Genomic DNA, 16561 nt, shown 5'->3' on the forward strand with positions numbered 1-16561 from the left:
AGACAATTAGAAAAGTCAGCACGACGCCGCTGACGCCCGCACCGGCCCACGCCAGTAGGGATTTAGACCGAATCAGCCTCCGAGAGTTCGCCTCATGTCCAATTACAAGGGTTCCGTCGCACGTCTTGGTCGTTGACCGAAAGTTCATACTCAGCTTCTCTGAGAAACAAGCCGTGGCAGCGCCAGCATGGACGACGGACTATACATTAGTCTGGCTCCATCCGTTTTTCTGGATGTCCTTCATCGCAATCATCAGGAACTTGGAGTTCCCGACAAGATATCGCCGCCAGAGCCGTCTCGGTTGGCTGCACAACCGAAAAAACCACTCAAAGCCTATAGTTCGGATCCATTTTGGTGCTTCCCTAACGGTTCCCGCAGCAAAGTCAAAGGCTGCTCCTACGGCAATCGTTGTCGCGCCGATGGAGGATGCCAGTCTTTGGGCTTCCCAGTCCTGTTTCGGTGTTCCGAGACCGACCCAAACAATATCCGGCCCCGTTGCAGCGATCCGGCGATCCTGCAATTCCAATTCGGACTCGCTCAGAGGCCGAAACGGCGGACTCTCAATGCCGACTATGTCGCAGCCTGGATATTTCTTCAAAAGATTGTCTTGGAGTCGGTCCAAAACTTCAGGTGACGACCCAAGGAGAAAATGCCGAATTCCGTGTTGCCGGCCAACATCGAAGACGTCGAGGAAAAGTTGTGGACCCCTCACGTGGTGAAGTCGTGGTGTCTTTTTTCTTAGCCCGGAGAGGGCAGCGATGGGCTTGCCATCCGGTAAGTTCATACTCCCCGTTGACAGCAAATCTGCATATCGGCTGTCTTCTGCGGCAAGTGAAATCGTGTAAGCATTAACAAGATGCACATGGATCGCTGACGGACCAGTCCGCTGCTGGGCGAGAGCACAGATGCCTTGAGCCGCCTCTGCCGCTGTCGCAGACACAAGAGACACCGGGCCAAATTGCTGAAAGTCGATTGGCCAAATTGAAGACCCAACAGTTGAGACTGGCGTCATTTCCCCAAGATCCTTCTTCGATTTTAGCCAGCAACGTCTGCGCGCGTACCAGGACCGGCGCAATCGCGAACAACGTTGCCGCATCCCCAATGTGTAGACTACGTTGACTGGACTGTCGGCCAGTTGTATGCCAAGGATACCCGCCAGGCCCGGATGCAAACGAATCGTGCCGTCATGCACCGGTCCATTGAGTGAACCTAAAGTCCTTTGGCTAGGATGTCTGCTGGGTCAGCCGTTTCGCCGACTAACCGCCGGCACAGGTATCTCTTTACTAACTCGACATATCCATGGGGGTAACAATGACTAAGCGCGCACTCATCACTGGCATCACAGGGCAGGACGGCTCTTATCTCGCCGAACTTCTGCTGAAAAAGGGCTATGAAGTCCACGGTCTCATCCGCCGGGCGTCGACGTTCAACACTGCGCGTGTTGATCATCTCTACGTTGATCCCCACGATTCGAAGGCCAAATTATTCCTCCACTACGGTGATTTGAGCGATGGAGCGAGGCTCGTAACTCTTCTGGCCGAAATTAAGCCTGATGAGGTCTACAACCTAGCAGCCCAGTCACATGTACGCGTGTCTTTCGACGAACCCGAACACACGGCTGACACAACTGGCGTCGGTACCATCCGGCTCCTCGAGGCAGTCCGCATGTCCGGAATCGAAACAAAGTTCTATCAAGCCTCATCCTCAGAAATGTTCGGCGCTACGCCGCCCCCGCAAAACGAAGACACGCCGTTCTACCCTCGATCGCCTTATGGTGCGGCGAAAGTTTACAGCTATTGGATTACGAAGAACTACCGCGAGGCATATGGAATGTTTGCCGTGAATGGCATCCTCTTCAACCATGAATCACCTCGCCGGGGCGAAACGTTCGTCACACGCAAGATCACTCGAGCAGTTGCCGCGATCAAAGCCGGAAAGCAGGATCTGCTGTACATGGGCAACCTCGACGCCGTCCGCGACTGGGGGTACGCGGCCGAGTACGTAGAAGGAATGTGGCGCATGCTTCAGGCCGACGAACCCGAAGACTTTGTGCTAGCAACGGGCGGCAATTATACCGTTCGTGACTTCCTTCAGATTTCATTCGAGCATGCGGGTCTGAACTGGGAGGATCATGTGCGGTTCGATGAACGGTACCTTCGTCCGACCGAAGTTGATGCGCTAGTGGGAGATGCTTCCAAAGCGCAGGAGAAACTGGGCTGGAAGGCATCGGTTCACACACCGGAACTTGCCCGAATCATGGTTGACGCCGACATTGAAGCTCTGAAGCATGCAGGCAACCACTGGATCGACTCCGTGAACCTCGAAAGCTGGAAAAATTAGTGGGTGACATCGTCGACTTTGTACCAACGAAGCTGGATCGTTCGTCAGCTTTCTATGTCGCGGGCCATCGGGGACTTGTGGGATCGGCAATCTGGCGAAATCTGGAGGAAGCGGGCTTTAAGAACCTCGTGGGACGCTCCTCGATGGAGCTTGATCTCAAGAGTCGCGAAGCCGTGTTTGCGTTTTTCGCCGAGACGAAGCCGCGCTATGTCGTTCTTGCGGCTGCGAAAGTGGGTGGCATTCTTGCCAACAACTCGTACCCTGTGGACTTTCTGAGTGACAATCTCAGGATTCAGGTAAATGTCCTCGACGCAGCCCGCGAATTTCAGGTCGAACGCCTACTCTTCCTAGGCTCGTCTTGTATTTATCCCAAGTTTGCCGCGCAACCCATTCGCGAAGACTCGCTACTCACGGGGCACCTGGAGCCGACAAACGACGCCTACGCGGTGGCAAAGATCGCTGGAATCATGCACGTGCAAGCCGTGCGCCGTCAATATGGTCTTCCGTGGATTTCTGCAATGCCGACAAATCTCTACGGGCCGGGTGACAATTTCTCTGCCGAGGGTTCGCATGTATTACCAGCCCTCATTCGCCGTTACGACGAAGCAGCAAAATCTGGTGCCACAAGTGTCACTAACTGGGGAACTGGCTCTCCACGCCGAGAGTTTCTCCACGTCGATGATATGGCGGCTGCGTGCCTCCACTTGCTGGAACACTACGATGGACCGTCGCAGGTAAACGTCGGCACGGGACAAGACGTCACGATCAAAGAGTTGGCTTCCATTGTGGCCGCGGCCGTCAACTATCAAGGCGCCATCGAGTGGGATTCCTCCAAGCCAGACGGGACCCCGCGTAAACTTCTAGACGTTTCCGCACTCTCGGAGTCCGGCTGGAACGCGTCCATCGATCTCGAGGTCGGCATCCAAGAAACTGTCCGATGGTACCGGGACAACATCGCATCGCTTCGGTCCTAGCGTAATCGTCGATAATCACCGGAATAGCATGAAATGGGGCTGAGTTGAATCGGGACGCGAATTGGCGCATGCGGTCTTCTCGTCTTCTAGGTGTTGCGGATGCATTTGTCGTAATTTGGGCTGTTACAGGCGCTTTCATCGTGCGGTTTGGGGTAGAACCAAACTCACTTGGTTCCGGCCAGGAATTTGCTTATGCCTGGCTGTCCGTGGTCCTGGCCATCGCGTGGTGGATAATGCTTGGCGCGTGGAACAGCAGACAAAGCCGGATTCTGGGCGCTGGTCCCGACGAATATAAGCGGGTTGCAGCTGCTTCCCTCTGGCTCTTCGGGCTTGTTGCAATATTTTCATACGTCGTCCGCGTGGATACTGCTCGCGGCTATGTCGGAATCGCACTTCCGGTTGGACTCGCCGGGCTTCTCCTGGCGCGCTGGCTGATTCGACAGCACCTGAATGTCGATCGCCAGAAGGGCGGGAGCATGTCACGCCTATTGCTTGTGGGGGGGACGAGTGCCGTGGCCCATCTGGCATCATCCTTGGAACGCGCCAAACATGCGGGATATCTGCCAGTCGCCGCGTATACGCCAGGCGCTCATGACGGTCCGACTGTAGAGCCTGAATCGGGTCTTCCTATACTTGGATTCAGACCAGATACGGCGTCGATTTTGGCGGCGATCGAGGCCTGCAATGCCGACGCTGTCGCTGTGTCGGCAGGGGTTCAACTGCACCCCCAGATATTAAGGCACTTGGGTTGGCAACTGGCGTCCCGAAGCATTGGCCTCATCATGGCCCCGGCGCTAACTGATATAGCGGGTCCACGTATCCACACACAGCAGGTTGCCGGCCTTCCACTAATTCATGTGACGACGCCCACATTGGAGGGCGGCCAGGGAGTGGCAAAGCGACTATTCGACGTTTTTGTGTCCGGAATCATGATCGTTGCCGCTTCCCCTCTCATGGCACTCGTGGCCATCTTGGTCAAGTTGGATAGCCGAGGTCCAGTTTTCTTCAAACAAGAGCGGGTAGGAATAGAAGGGGCTCATTTCGGCATGCTGAAATTCCGCTCAATGGTGCTAGATGCCGAACAAAATCTTGAAGCGCTCTCCAACCACAACGAAGGCAATGGGGTCCTCTTCAAAATTAGAAATGATCCGAGGGTGACGCGCGTCGGCAGAGTGCTGAGGAAGTTTAGCTTGGACGAGCTTCCCCAGCTATTCAACATTTTCGCGGGCTCTATGAGTCTCGTGGGTCCTCGACCACCCCTTCCGACGGAAGTCGAGGCCTACGAACACGATGTACGCCGCCGCCTCTTGGTGAAGCCAGGACTCACGGGATTATGGCAGGTCAGCGGAAGGTCAAACTTGTCTTGGCAGGACTCAGTCCGTCTTGACCTGTACTACGTAGAGAATTGGTCCCTCGCTGGCGACCTGATAATTCTTTTGCGAACCGTTCGCGCTGTCTTTCGCGGCACGGGCGCTTACTAGTCAGCACCGCCACTTATTACCCCCTCAGGGGAAGGAACAAAGAAGCATGCGCATATCTGTCATTGGTTGCGGATACCTTGGTGCCGTCCACGCTGCCTGTATGGCAAAGCTCGGGCACGAAGTAGTGGGCATCGACGTGGACGAGCACAAAATTAACGGACTCGCCAACTCCACGGCACCGTTTTACGAACCTGGTCTCGAACAACTCCTGCGAGACGTCCAAGACACAGGCCGGCTGTCCTTCACCACAGATATGTCCGCAGCGGCTGGCAGCGACGTACATTTCATCTGCGTTGGCACACCGCAGAAGAAGGGTGAAAACGGCGCGGATATGACGTACGTCGACGCCGCAACTCTTGCCCTGTTACCGCATATTGCACCGGGAAACATAGTTGTCGGCAAATCCACAGTCCCCGTCGGATCGGCATCACGCTTGGCGGGCCTGGTCCAAGCACAGGAAGCCACGGCCCACTTAGTGTGGAATCCAGAGTTCTTGCGCGAGGGTCACGCCGTGTCTGACACGCTAAGTCCGGACCGGTTGGTCTACGGAGTTGCTGACGGATCGGAGGACCACCCGGCAGTTGCTGTGTTGGACGAAGTTTACGCCGGCTCGCTGGCTGGCGGGACGCCTCGACTGGTCACGGACCACCCTACGGCCGAGCTAGTGAAAGCTGCTGCGAATTCGTTCCTGGCCACAAAAATTTCCTTCATCAATGCCATGGCAGAAGTATGCGAGGCCACCGGCGCCGATGTGACTAGGCTCGCTGACGCCATTGGTATGGACGACCGAATCGGACGCCAATTCCTCCATGCAGGCATAGGCTTCGGCGGCGGTTGCCTCCCCAAAGACATACGTGCGTTCATGGCACGAGCCGGTGAACTCGGCGCAGATCAAGCCCTCACTTTCCTACGGGAAGTCGACGCCATCAATATGCGACGCCGCTCCCGGGTAGTGGAACTGACACGGGAAATCTGTGGTGGAACTCTGCTCGGCACACGCATTACCGTTTTGGGTGCAGCATTTAAGCCGGAGAGTGACGACGTCCGCGACTCCCCTGCTCTAAGCATTGCTGCCCAGCTTCAGCTTCAGGGTGCCGTTGTCACCGTGACGGACCCCAAGGCCCTTGCCAATGCTTCTAAGCGATTCCCGGAACTTCACTATGAAGCCGATCTCGACAAAGCAATCGGCCAGGCCGACATATTGCTTCTCCTGACGGAATGGCAGGAGTATCGGAGCCTCGACCCCTACGAAATCTGCTCCCGAGTTTCGTCGCTGCGTATTCTTGATGGCCGTAATGTGCTCGACGCCGCCAAATGGCGCGCCGCTGGCTGGACCTACCGCGGTATGGGACGGCCCTAAATATGGCGCGCACTGACGCTGCGTCAGACACGGAACCCCAGAACCGCAACTTGACAGGCGGCCCGCGGTCCTCCGGTACCCGGATTGGCCGACGAAAGAATCGTCGTCGTCTGGTGACCGTGGCAGCATTGCTGTCGGCCTTTGCCATCTTGATTGTTGCCTCCGCAATTTGGTTAGGCGCAAAGGCAAACGTCGTCAAGAACGAGCTTGATGCTGCGTCGCAATTGATACCGGTACTCAAAGAGAACATCGCTGAAGATCAGCCAGAAGCGGCTAGCCACACAGTCAATCAGTTGCGCTCACACACCGCAGCGGCGCGCGATGCAGCCGGAGACCCACTTTGGACTATAGCGTCAGCGATTCCGGGGCTAGGGGCAAATTTTAGTGCGGTCGCAGAGGTAGCGCGCTCCGCCGACGATGTGGCGACACTTGGCGTTTCTCCCCTCGTCAAGGTCTTTGGCTCTCTCAATTGGGACAACCTTCTTCCTAGCAGCAGCGGGACCGACTTAAAGCCGATTCAGAATGCCTCGCCGAGTGTCTCGTCCGCGGCACATGCTGTGCGCGTCTCAGCGGAAAGGCTGGACAGGATAGATGCCAGCACCTTATTGCCGCAGGTTGCCGCACCACTGACAAGTGCCAAGGAACAACTGCAGGCAGTGACGGGTGCCCTGAATGCGTCGGCCGATGCCTCCGCAATCGTCCCCGGCCTGTTGGGCGCGGAAGGTCCGCGCAGTTACCTATTAATGATCCAAAACAATGCCGAAGCCCGGGCGTCCGGAGGCATCCCAGGGGCCTTGGCGATACTCAGCTTCGACAACGGAAAGCTGACGCTAGGAAGCCAAAGTACAGCGGGCGATGTAGGGGTTATGTCTCCGCCCCTGCCAGTTGATGCGGAACAACAGCAGATCTACTCCGGGCGCCTCGGTAAATTCATGCAAGACGTCAACCTGACCCCCGACTTCCCCACCACCGGCAGAACTGCGCAGGCAATGTGGGAGAGAAAAACAGGGCAAAGAGTCGATGGTGTGATTTCGATGGACCCTGTGGCGTTGGGCTACATCCTGGATGCCACGGGCCCCGTCAAGGTCAGCAACCCGGAACTACTCTCCCTGGCTGCCGGAATGCCGACTGAGTTGACGGGCAAGAATGTTGTACCGACTCTGCTCTCTGACGTCTATGCCAAGATCGAAAAACCCCAGCTTCAGGACGCCTACTTTGCTGGCGTGGCACAGGAAATTTTCGCGGTCCTGTCCAGTGGCAAGGGGGACGCAAAAGGTCTCATCGACGGCATCACCCGCGGCACGGCTGAGGGACGAGTGCTGATTTGGTCCGGCGCGGACAGCGAACAGTCAGTGATCGTGAAATATCCCTTGAGCGGCTCAATCGCTGGTTCCAGCGTCCATCCTGCCCAGTTCGGCGTGTACTTCAATGATGGCACTGGCGCGAAGATGGACTACTACGTTCAGCGGACTGTCCAGCTCGTTAAAGAATGCACGGGTGACGAGTATGGCCAGATCAAAGTGCGGGTCACTAGTACGAACACAGCCCCCACAGATGCGGCAAATTCACTGCCGGCCTATGTGACCGGAGACGGCGCGTTCGGCATCCCGCCAGGAACAATCCAGACAAACGTCATTGCATATGGTCCTGTCCAAGCAAATGTTGAAACTGCGATGGTAGACGGCAAGAAGACAGATTTCGCTGCGCACAGACACAGCAACCGGCCCGTCGGGTCCGTAACTGTCACCTTGGCGCCCGGCCAAAGCAGCACGGTAGAGCTCACATTTGGAAAAATCGTTCAGCACGCAGAACCTAACTTGGTAGTCACACCAACTGTCCAGCCAGTCAAAGACGTGATCGTTGGAACAAAGCCGGCCGAGTGCATTCCCGGGAAGTAGACATCGCGTTAACAATATGTAAAGCGACTTGATTCACTTTGGTAACACACGTCACGGGATGCTAACGTCTACTTGGGCACAGCAAATGAGATTTCAACCTACGGTCACTCGGGGGATCGGAAATCTCCACCACATCACGTGACACATCGTTTTTACGGTCTCAGGGGGACTCATGAAGAAAACACTTGCAGCAATCGCACTTGCAGGTTCCATCGCACTTATCGGCGCAGCTCCTTCCATGGCTGCAACCTACCCGGCTCCGCCGGCCAACGCTGCAGTTTCCGACGGCACCGTTGGACCGGGCGAGCAGTTCGTCTTCCGCGGCAACGGCTTCCTTGCCGGCGAAGGCCTGTCCATCACCGTGACTCCGGGCAATCCGCCGGCAGCAAACGGCTCCAGCGTCTCCAACGGTAGCCGCACGGTTCCCACCAAGATCACCCTGCCGTTGGCACCGCAGACCTTCTCCACCACGGCTGACGCCAACGGCACTTTCGCCTTCCCGCTGACCATCAGCGAAACGGGCACTTACACCCTCACGGCAACCGGCCTCACCTCCGGCAAGACCGCGACTTCAGTTGTCACCGTTGAAGGCGCCGGCCTGGCAAACACCGGCGGTGCCCCGCTGGCCAACACCGGCGCCGGCCTGGCCAACACTGGTGCCGACGCAAGCCTGGTCCTCTGGTCCCTGGTAGGCGCAGGCGCACTGGCCGCCGGCGCAACCTCGGTAGTTGTGGTTCGCCGCCGCGCCAAGGCTGAGGCCGCAGCGTAAGGTAGCCAACAAGCACCAAAGAGGGTGGGTGGTTCTCCGGGAAACCGGAGAACCACCCACCCTCTGCTTTCAAGGTTTCGACAACCGCACCGACCGCAGTGTGGTATTCATAAGACTTATGGGGAGACATTGGCGCAGACCACGCTGGCAGTTCGACTTCGCCGTGCCGCTTCCCCCACCAAAGGCACTCCCCTACATCCTCCTGGGGCTCCTAGCCACCGCTGCGCTGGGAGTGGCAGCCCTGGCACTCCTTGGGACAGCCTGAGGCACTCTTGAAGTGCCCGGAGCACCCGCGGCTTTGGCGGGCAGTGCTCGCAGCCATGCTGGTCCCGCTGGCGCTGGTGGCCTTCTGGCCCAGCCCCGTAGACAAACCCGTGCAGGGCGAACTCGCCGGCTTCGTCTTTCTTATCCATGTCCTGGGAATTCCTCGCTGGGTCAATTACTCCCTTATAGACGCCACGGCAAACGTCGTGCTCTTCGTGCCTGTTGGCCTCGTCGCTTCCCAAGCCTTTCCAAACAGAGGCATATGGCAGCTTGGCGCCTTTGGACTGATGGTCTCCGGCTGCATGGAACTGGGGCAACAGCTTTTTCTTCACGACAGGTTCGCGAGCCCGCTGGACCTTGTCACAAACACCGCCGGCTGTGTCATTGGCGCCCTGGCAGCCCGGGTTGGTGTTCGGGAGCTTAAACGCCGGCAGGCTCACCGCCAAGTGACGATGAGCCTACCGAAGAAAACTCTGTGAACCGACTTAGTCGTTCACGAATTCCTTCATCCAGGCCTTCAGGTCTTCGCCAAAGTCAACGCGCTCCGAGGCAATTGATATAACGGCCTTGATGTAGCTGAGCTTGTCCCCCGTGTCGTAGCGGCGTCCACGGAACACCACGCCATATACACCCCCACCTTCGCCGTCAGACGTTGCCAGGGTCTGCAGAGCATCCGTCAGTTGGATCTCGCCGCCGCGGCCCGGCTCGGTTTCTTCGAGGACATCAAACACAGCCGGGTGCAGCACGTACCGGCCGATCACGGCGAGGTTGGAGGGAGCTTCGTCCACGGACGGCTTCTCCACCAAGCGGTTCACCTGAAAGTAGCTCTCGCCGTCTACGGACGTGATGTCCGCGCAGCCGTAGGCGCTGATCTGCGACGGGTCCACTTCGATCAGTGCGATAACAGAGCCGCCGGTCTTGGCCTGCACCTCGATCATGGTGCTGAGCAGCTCATCACGTTCGTCGATGAGGTCATCACCCAACAGGACGGCAAACGGCTCGTCCCCAACGTGCTGGCGGGCGCACAACACGGCATGTCCCAGACCCTTGGGGTCACCCTGGCGCAGGTAGTGCAGCGGAGCGAGGCTGGAGGCATGCTGGACGGCCTCCAGTCGGTCCAGGTCGCCCTTGAGCTCCAAGGTGCGCTCCAGAGCCGGTGCGCGGTCAAAGTGGTCCTCCAGGGCCCGCTTCTGGCGCCCGGTGATCATGAGAAGGTCCGTCAGCCCTGCTTTGACGGCTTCCTCCACCACGTACTGGATTGCGGGCTGGTCAACAACCGGCAACATTTCCTTCGGCATTGCCTTGGTGGCGGGCAGGAAGCGGGTTCCCAAACCGGCAGCAGGAATGACGGCTTTTCTTACTGATTTCCCCAAAGTCATAGCTGAACCATACAAATCGTTTGCGGAAACTGGCAATTCACGACCAAGATTACGCGGCTGATGGGCACCCCTGCCCATCGCAGCGGTTTCCTTTTTGGGACATACTTCTGGTTGCAGCTTTCACAAATATTGGGGGACATCTTGAATAACGACCAGCAGCCCGGCGACCCGCACCAGCCGGAACACAACGGGTGGCAGCAGCACGGCCAGCAAAACCAGCAAGGTCAGCCAGGATATGAGGGTCAGCCCGGCTACCAAGGCCAGCCCGAGCAGCCGCAATTCGGCCAGCCGCCCCATCCCCCGCGCGCGGACCAGTACAACTTTAACCAGCCGCCTTACGGCGAGCCCGGGCAAGGCCAGTACAACCAGCCTCCGTACGGCCAGCCGGGACCGGGACAGTTCGGCCAGGCCCCACCCAAGGGCGGCTTTCCCGTCTGGGGCTGGGTTGCAAGCGGCGTGGGTGCAGTGGCAGTCCTGGCGGTGGCCGGCGTGATGGTGCTCGGCGGGCTCGGTTCAAACAAACAACAGGAAGCGGCTCCTGGTCCCACAGAGACCGCGGGCAGTTCGGAGTCGGCCGGGGCCACCGACGGCGCAACTGGCGAATCCTCGGCCGCAGCTTCCGGCGAAGAAGACCTCTACATCTTCCAGGATGCCGACTTCACCTCGGCGCCCGTCTGGTCCACCAAGATGCCGGAAGGCTGGACCATGTCAGAGGTGAAAGGCGGGACCATCCAGTACCGCAGCAAAGAGAGCCCCTGCAACTTCACCACGCACCAGGCCATCCTGCCGCCGCGCGATGAAACCACCGACGAAGAAGCCACCAAAACCTCGATGCAGCTCGAAATCGACGGCATCAAATCCACGGTGGGAAAGCCGGTCACCGTAGTGACCGACGGTGACTCGCTCTACACCAAGCTGCGGAATGCCGATGGCCGCGTCATCGAACTGCAGGAAGCGGAGCTTCGGTTCAAGAACAAGAGCGACGTGGACGTGGTGTACCGCATCGCCTTGCGGTCCATGCCGGCCGGCGACGGCCTGATGGAACTCATCCTGGCCTGCCCGGCCAACCTGCCCACGGAATCAGAGCTCTGGACCGAACTAACGGACAGCGTCACCATGGTTGACGATCCCGCGGCCTGATCCGCGGTCATATTTCAGCGGCCCTTGAACTCCGGTGTCCGCTTCTCCTGGAACGCCTTGAAGCCCTCTGCGTAGTCCTCGGACTTGCACAGCCGGGCCTGCTCCGCGTTTTCCTCTTCCATGGCCTCCCAGAGGCCAAGGCGCTGGTCGCGGATGTGGGCCACCAGGTCCTTGCTCGCGTTGAAAGCACCCGTGGCACCCGTGGCAACCTTCGCCACGATGCCGCGGGTGTTTTCCAGCAGCTCGCCCTTGGGCATGGCGCGGCTGAACATCCCCTGCGCCACGGCCTCGGCGCCGGACATCAGCTCGGCCGTGTAGATCAGGTCCAGCGTCCGGTGCATGCCCAGCCTCTCGGTGAAGTACCAGTGGCCGCCGGAATCCAGTGTGGCGCCCAGCTTGGCGAACGGCGAGCCGAACTTGGCGTCCTCCGCCACGTACACCACGTCCGTGGCCAGCAGCAGGCCCAGCCCCACGCCCAGGCAGGCGCCCTGCGCCGCCGCGAACGTGGGAGCCGGGAACGCGGTCATCTTCTTCAGCAACGGCTGCAGCAGGCCGCCCAGGTACCCCTGCACGTCGTCGGTTTCCGGTGTCACGCCGGCAATGTCCCGGCCCGCGCAGAAGGCGCGTCCCTCTCCCCTGAGAAGCAGCGCCCGCACCTCACCGCGCGAGGCGGCGTCAGCGGCGTCGTCGTACGCCTGTGTTAAATCCTTCAGCGCCTGCTCGTCCAGTGAGTTCAGCTTGTGCGGCGCGTTCAGCACAACCTCGGCGATGCCGTCGGCGATGGAGAGGGAGATCATGGGGCTCCTGTTCGTGGCCGTGACAGCCGGGTTGAAAAGGCTTAGACGTCGAAGTCGACGCTGACTTCCGGGGTGGTGGGGTGCGACTGGCAGGTGAGCACGTAGCCCTTGTCCAGCTCATCCTGCTCCAGCGCGTAGTTCTCGTCCATGGTGACGGCACCCGTGACCACCTTGGCACGGCAGGTGCCGCACACTCCCCCGGCGCACGCGAACGGCACATCCGGGCGCACGCGCAGGGCGGCGTTGAGGAGGGATTCGCGGGCATGGGTGGGGCTCTCCACCTTGCCCTCGAGGCCGTCCAGCTTGAACGTGATCTTGTAGGTGTCCTTGGACTCGTCCGCGATCACCGGCCGGCCGATGTTGCCCTCGGGGCGGTCCGGCTTGCCGGAGGTGAACAGCTCAAAGCGCACATGCTCGGGCCGCACGCCGCGGGCTGCCAGGGTGTCCCGGCACAGCTGCACCAGCTCGAACGGCCCGCACAGGAACCACTCGTCCACATCGTCCGCGTGGATGGCGGTGCCCAGCAGCGCCTGGAGCTTCTCGGCGTCGATCCTTCCACTCAGCAGCGGCGCGATGCGCTGCTCGCGGGAGAGCACATGGTGCAGGGCCAGGCGGGACGGGTACTTGTCCTTCAGGTCCGCCAGCTCCTCCAGGAACATCACGTCCATGGCGGCCTTGTTGGCGTAGATCAGGTCGAAGCGGGTCTCCGGGTTCGCCGCCAGCAGCGTGCGGGCAATCGCGATCACCGGGGTGATGCCGGATCCGGCGGCGATGGCCACGAAGGAACCGGGCTCCCCCACCAGATCCTCCGGATGGTTCATGGAGTTCATGACGTTCTGCTCCACAGCCTTGCCGTCGCGGCCGTGCTTGGAGACGAACGCACCCATGGGGCTCATCACGTCCAGCTGGTCGCCGGGCTTCAGCTCGGCATTGGCCCATGTGGAGAACAGCCCGCCCAGGTCCTTCTTGATGGCCACGCGGATCTCGCTGCTGCCGTCCGCGAAACTGCGCGGCTCGGCGCAGATGGAGTAGCTGCGGCGCACCTCGTGCGGCTGGCCGTTCTCGTCCGGCATGGTGGTGCGCAGGGCCACGTACTGCCCGGGCAGGTAATCGTACTGGCCGGCAAGCTCCGCCGGGACCCCGAACGTCACCTCGATGGCATCATCCGTGAGCCGGCGGACTTCCGCCACCGTCAGCGTGTGGAAGGACGCACGACGGCGGCCGGTGGCCGTGGCCTGTTCGGCGGCAGTCTGGCGGACAACAGTCATGGGAGCACCTGTTCCTTACAAAACTTTGAAGTAGTCGAACGGTTCCTTGCAGTCCTGGCAGACGTACAGCGCCTTGCAGGAGGTGGAACCGAAGCGGGTGAGTTCCTTGGTGTTCAGGCTGGAGCATTGGGGGCACTTCACAGCCATTTGCAGGCGGATCGGGCCTGCGTGGCGGGCCGCATCAGAGCGGCCGGTGGGCGGCGCAATGCCGTACTCCTTGAGCTTGGCCTTGCCGGACTCGGTCATCCAGTCCGTGGTCCACGCCGGCGAGAGCACCAGCTCCACGTGCACGTTGGGGTAGCCCGCTTTGGCGAACGCCGCGCTGAGGTCATCGCGGATGGCGTCCATGGCCGGGCAGCCCGAGTACGTGGGCGTGATGGTGACCTGCACAGCGGGCACCATGCCGCCGTCGTCGAACAGCTTCACATCCCGCAGGATGCCCAGATCCGCGATGGTGAGCACCGGAATCTCGGGATCGCACACCGTGGCGGCGAGGTCCCAGGCCTTCTGCTCCGGAGTTTTCACGGTGCGCGCGGTGTCGCTGTCCGCGGTGGGGTGGCTGACGTACATGTCCGGCATGGCTACCAGCTCGCTCCGGGGTGCTGGCGGGCCAGCACCTGCATCTCGGCCAGCATGTAGCCCAGGTGCTCGGAGTGCCTGCCTTGGCGTCCGCCGCCGAGCGCGGCCGGAACCTGCGGAAACTCGAGTTCGGCCTCGGCCAGGACCTCGCCGGTGAGCCGGTCAAACTCCGCGCGCAAGCTGGAAGGTTCGACGGCGGCACCCGCCGCTGCGAGGCGGGCGGTGAGGTCGTCGTCGCGGAACAGTTCGTCCACGTAGGGCCAGATGACCTTGAAGCCGTGGATCATCCTGCGGCGGGATTCGTCCGTGCCGAGGGCCAGGCGCAGCACCCACTGGGCGCTGTGGTCCCGGTGGTAGTCCACTTCCTTGACGGCCTTGGCGGCGATGCCGGCCAGGGTGGCGTCCGTGGACTTGGTCAGCCGGCTGTAGAGCTCGAACTGGTAGTAGCTCACCACGAACTGCCGGGCGATGGTGACGGCGAAGTCCCCGTTGGGCTGCTCGAAGAGCTCGACGGAGCGGAATTCGTCCTCGGAGCGGAAGTAGGCAAGATCGTCCTCGCTCTTGGCTGTTCCGTCCCCTCCGAGGGCTCCGCCTGCGTAGCTGAGGAAGGAACGGGCGTGGCCCAGCTGGTCCAGGGCGATGTTGCCCAGGGCGATGTCCTCTTCCAGCTCGGGGGCGCGGGAGATCCAGTGGCCCAGGCGCTGGGCCAGGATCAAGGCGTCGTCGCCCAGGCGCAGCGCGAACTCAGCCACGTCCTCGGTGGGCTTGGCGGTGCCGCGACTGACGGCGAGCGCGATGTCCTCCGGGCGGAGGGCGTTGCCCGGCGTGATGCGCGTGGCGCTGGCGGTGGCGTCTCCGCTGGTGCCGGCGGTGGCGACGCCAACGGAGATGTCGCCGTGGCCGCCGTCGTGCGTTGCTTCTGCGGTGGCCGCAGTCTCAGGTGAGGTGCTCACAGGTGCTTCACGCCCTCGCTCTTGGTGTAGTACGTCGCGTGCCGGTAGTCCTTGCCCTGGGGCGATTCGAAGAAGGCGCCCTTGGCGTCCGGATCGCTGGAGGCGATGGCCTCCGCGGGGACAACCCAGATGGACACGCCCTCGTTGCGGCGGGTGTACAGGTCGCGGGCGTTGCGCAGCGCCATCGCTGCGTCCGGCGCGTGCAAGGACCCTGCGTGCACGTGGGACAGGCCGCGGCTGGAGCGGACAAAGACTTCCCAGATAGGCCAGACGTTGCCGGCGGGGGTTTCGGGGCTCATGCTGCGGATTCCTTCTCTGCTTGCTTGCGGGCGTACGCTGCGGCAGCTTCGCGCACCCAGGTACCGTTCTCGTGTGCTTCGCGGCGCCGTTCCAGGCGCTGGGCGTTGCAGGGGCCGCGGCCCTTCAGGACTTCGTGGAACTCGTCCCAGTCCAGCGGGCCGTGCTCCCACTTCTTGGTTTCCTCGTTGAAACGGATGTCCTTGTCCGGGAGGGTGAGATCCAGGACCTTGACCTGCTCCATCATCATGCCGACGAAGCGGTTGCGGAGCTCGTCATTGCTGAAGCGCTTGATGTTCCAGGCCATGGACTGCTTGGAGTTGGGTGAATCGTCATCCGGCGGGCCGAACATCATCAGGGCCGGGGCGTACCAGCGGTTCACGGCATCCTGGGCCATCTGCTTCTGCTCCGGGGTGCCGTGGGAGAGTTCCAGCAGGATCTCGAAGCCCTGGCGCTGGTGGAAGGACTCCTCCTTGCAGACGCGAACCATGGCCCGGCCGTAAGGGCCGAAGGACGCGCGGCACAACGGAACCTGGTTGGCGATCGCGGCGCCGTCCACCATCCAGCCGATGGCGCCCATGTCCGCCCAGGTCCGGGCGGGGTAGTTGAAGATGGAGGAGTACTTGGCCTTGCCGTCCATCAGGTCCTGCATCATCTGGTCGCGCGGCTGGCCGAGGGTCTCGGCGGCCGAGTACAGGTACAGGCCGTGGCCTGCTTCGTCCTGCACCTTGGCCATCAGGATGGCCTTGCGCTTCAGGCTGGGGGCGCGGGAAATCCAGTTGGCTTCCGGCTGCATGCCGATGATCTCCGAGTGGGCGTGCTGGGAGATCTGCCGGATGAGGGTCTTGCGGTAGGCAGCCGGCATCCAGTCGCGGGGCTCGATGCGCGAGTCCTCCGCCATGACGCGGTCAAAGTACGCCTGACCTTCTGCCTCGTGCCGGGCTGCTTCTTCCAGCTGTTCAGGTGTCAGATCAGCGGGCACTGACTGCAGGGTCTGCGATGCCATGGTTGCTCCTATGCATATCCGATAAATAATTACCGACCGTTCGTTCAGGATATGCG

Annotated in this window: 16 protein-coding genes; 8 read left to right on the top strand and 8 right to left on the bottom strand. The window is 60.8% G+C overall.

The annotated features are described in order from the left end of the window. Positions 1 to 199: 199 nt before the first annotated feature. A complete protein-coding gene (locus tag ACSQ12_RS16610; RefSeq protein ID WP_436066127.1) occupies positions 200 to 1012 on the bottom strand; it encodes a WecB/TagA/CpsF family glycosyltransferase in 813 nt (270 codons plus the stop codon). Positions 1013 to 1311: 299 nt separating this feature from the next. On the opposite strand from ACSQ12_RS16610, the gene gmd reads away from it, so the two are divergent. From gmd to ACSQ12_RS16645, 7 genes are all read left to right on the top strand, one after another. Next, positions 1312 to 2340: a GDP-mannose 4,6-dehydratase gene (gmd, locus tag ACSQ12_RS16615; protein WP_436066128.1), complete on the top strand. Its 1029-nt coding sequence runs from the start codon at positions 1312 to 1314 to the stop codon at positions 2338 to 2340. Further along, positions 2340 to 3314 carry a GDP-L-fucose synthase family protein gene (locus tag ACSQ12_RS16620; protein WP_436066129.1) on the top strand — a complete coding sequence of 325 codons (975 nt, stop codon included), beginning with the start codon at positions 2340 to 2342 and terminating at the stop codon, positions 3312 to 3314. Before gmd ends, ACSQ12_RS16620 begins: the two co-directional genes overlap by 1 nt. A gap of 68 nt (positions 3315 to 3382) precedes the next feature. After that, entirely contained in the window at positions 3383 to 4795 is a 1413-nt protein-coding gene (locus ACSQ12_RS16625) for a sugar transferase (RefSeq protein WP_436066130.1), read from the top strand. Between the two features lie 46 nt (positions 4796 to 4841). Continuing rightward, the gene (locus ACSQ12_RS16630) at positions 4842 to 6155 is read left to right on the top strand and encodes a UDP-glucose dehydrogenase family protein (protein ID WP_436066131.1); all 1314 of its coding nucleotides are present in this window, start codon (positions 4842 to 4844) and stop codon (positions 6153 to 6155) included. Between the two features lie 113 nt (positions 6156 to 6268). Further along, on the top strand, positions 6269 to 8053 hold the full coding sequence (locus ACSQ12_RS16635; protein WP_436066132.1) for a DUF4012 domain-containing protein: 1785 nt from the start codon (positions 6269 to 6271) through the stop codon (positions 8051 to 8053). 172 nt (positions 8054 to 8225) lie between these two features. Next, positions 8226 to 8822, top strand: a complete 597-nt coding sequence (locus tag ACSQ12_RS16640) for an LPXTG cell wall anchor domain-containing protein (RefSeq protein ID WP_436066133.1) — start codon at positions 8226 to 8228, stop codon at positions 8820 to 8822. A 308-nt stretch (positions 8823 to 9130) separates the two neighbouring features. Then, entirely contained in the window at positions 9131 to 9565 is a 435-nt protein-coding gene (locus ACSQ12_RS16645; RefSeq protein WP_436066134.1) for a VanZ family protein, read from the top strand. 6 nt (positions 9566 to 9571) lie between these two features. On the opposite strand, the gene galU is transcribed toward ACSQ12_RS16645, so the two are convergent. Continuing rightward, entirely contained in the window at positions 9572 to 10465 is an 894-nt protein-coding gene (gene galU, locus ACSQ12_RS16650; RefSeq protein WP_436066135.1) for a UTP--glucose-1-phosphate uridylyltransferase GalU, read from the bottom strand. A gap of 141 nt (positions 10466 to 10606) precedes the next feature. Here galU and ACSQ12_RS16655 point away from each other — a divergent pair, with 141 nt between their 5' ends. After that, positions 10607 to 11605 carry a hypothetical protein gene (locus ACSQ12_RS16655; RefSeq protein ID WP_436066136.1) on the top strand — a complete coding sequence of 333 codons (999 nt, stop codon included), beginning with the start codon at positions 10607 to 10609 and terminating at the stop codon, positions 11603 to 11605. Between the two features lie 14 nt (positions 11606 to 11619). Here the strand turns inward: ACSQ12_RS16655 and ACSQ12_RS16660 are convergent, their stop codons facing one another. Genes ACSQ12_RS16660 through paaA form a run of 6 tightly spaced genes read right to left on the bottom strand, consistent with a single transcriptional unit; the run spans position 11620 to position 16505 of the window. Next, a complete protein-coding gene (locus ACSQ12_RS16660) occupies positions 11620 to 12402 on the bottom strand; it encodes an enoyl-CoA hydratase/isomerase family protein (RefSeq protein ID WP_436066137.1) in 783 nt (260 codons plus the stop codon). A gap of 41 nt (positions 12403 to 12443) precedes the next feature. Continuing rightward, the gene (paaE, locus tag ACSQ12_RS16665) at positions 12444 to 13670 is read right to left on the bottom strand and encodes a 1,2-phenylacetyl-CoA epoxidase subunit PaaE (RefSeq protein ID WP_436066138.1); all 1227 of its coding nucleotides are present in this window, start codon (positions 13668 to 13670) and stop codon (positions 12444 to 12446) included. Positions 13671 to 13685: 15 nt separating this feature from the next. Next, positions 13686 to 14249 carry a 1,2-phenylacetyl-CoA epoxidase subunit PaaD gene (paaD, locus tag ACSQ12_RS16670; RefSeq protein ID WP_436066139.1) on the bottom strand — a complete coding sequence of 188 codons (564 nt, stop codon included), beginning with the start codon at positions 14247 to 14249 and terminating at the stop codon, positions 13686 to 13688. 2 nt (positions 14250 to 14251) lie between these two features. After that, the gene (gene paaC, locus ACSQ12_RS16675; RefSeq protein WP_436066140.1) at positions 14252 to 15202 is read right to left on the bottom strand and encodes a 1,2-phenylacetyl-CoA epoxidase subunit PaaC; all 951 of its coding nucleotides are present in this window, start codon (positions 15200 to 15202) and stop codon (positions 14252 to 14254) included. Continuing rightward, on the bottom strand, positions 15199 to 15501 hold the full coding sequence (gene paaB / locus ACSQ12_RS16680; RefSeq protein WP_011693044.1) for a 1,2-phenylacetyl-CoA epoxidase subunit PaaB: 303 nt from the start codon (positions 15499 to 15501) through the stop codon (positions 15199 to 15201). Before paaB ends, paaC begins: the two co-directional genes overlap by 4 nt. Continuing rightward, positions 15498 to 16505, bottom strand: a complete 1008-nt coding sequence (paaA, locus tag ACSQ12_RS16685; RefSeq protein WP_436066141.1) for a 1,2-phenylacetyl-CoA epoxidase subunit PaaA — start codon at positions 16503 to 16505, stop codon at positions 15498 to 15500. The genes paaB and paaA overlap by 4 nt, the downstream gene beginning before the upstream one ends. Positions 16506 to 16561: the final 56 nt, after the last annotated feature.

The organism is Arthrobacter sp. LjRoot14 (assembly GCF_964253905.1).
GTDB lineage: Bacteria > Actinomycetota > Actinomycetes > Actinomycetales > Micrococcaceae > Arthrobacter.

Coding starts and splice junctions, on each gene's coding strand:
- paaA (WP_436066141.1), bottom strand. CDS start 16,505: ATGGCATCGCAGACCCTGCAGTCAGTGCCCGCTGATCTGACACCTGAA.
- paaD (WP_436066139.1), bottom strand. CDS start 14,249: ATGCCGGACATGTACGTCAGCCACCCCACCGCGGACAGCGACACCGCG.
- paaB (WP_011693044.1), bottom strand. CDS start 15,501: ATGAGCCCCGAAACCCCCGCCGGCAACGTCTGGCCTATCTGGGAAGTC.
- galU (WP_436066135.1), bottom strand. CDS start 10,465: ATGACTTTGGGGAAATCAGTAAGAAAAGCCGTCATTCCTGCTGCCGGT.
- gmd (WP_436066128.1), top strand. CDS start 1,312: ATGACTAAGCGCGCACTCATCACTGGCATCACAGGGCAGGACGGCTCT.
- ACSQ12_RS16630 (WP_436066131.1), top strand. CDS start 4,842: ATGCGCATATCTGTCATTGGTTGCGGATACCTTGGTGCCGTCCACGCT.
- ACSQ12_RS16640 (WP_436066133.1), top strand. CDS start 8,226: ATGAAGAAAACACTTGCAGCAATCGCACTTGCAGGTTCCATCGCACTT.
- paaE (WP_436066138.1), bottom strand. CDS start 13,670: ATGACTGTTGTCCGCCAGACTGCCGCCGAACAGGCCACGGCCACCGGC.
- ACSQ12_RS16625 (WP_436066130.1), top strand. CDS start 3,383: ATGCGGTCTTCTCGTCTTCTAGGTGTTGCGGATGCATTTGTCGTAATT.
- ACSQ12_RS16610 (WP_436066127.1), bottom strand. CDS start 1,012: ATGACGCCAGTCTCAACTGTTGGGTCTTCAATTTGGCCAATCGACTTT.
- ACSQ12_RS16660 (WP_436066137.1), bottom strand. CDS start 12,402: ATGATCTCCCTCTCCATCGCCGACGGCATCGCCGAGGTTGTGCTGAAC.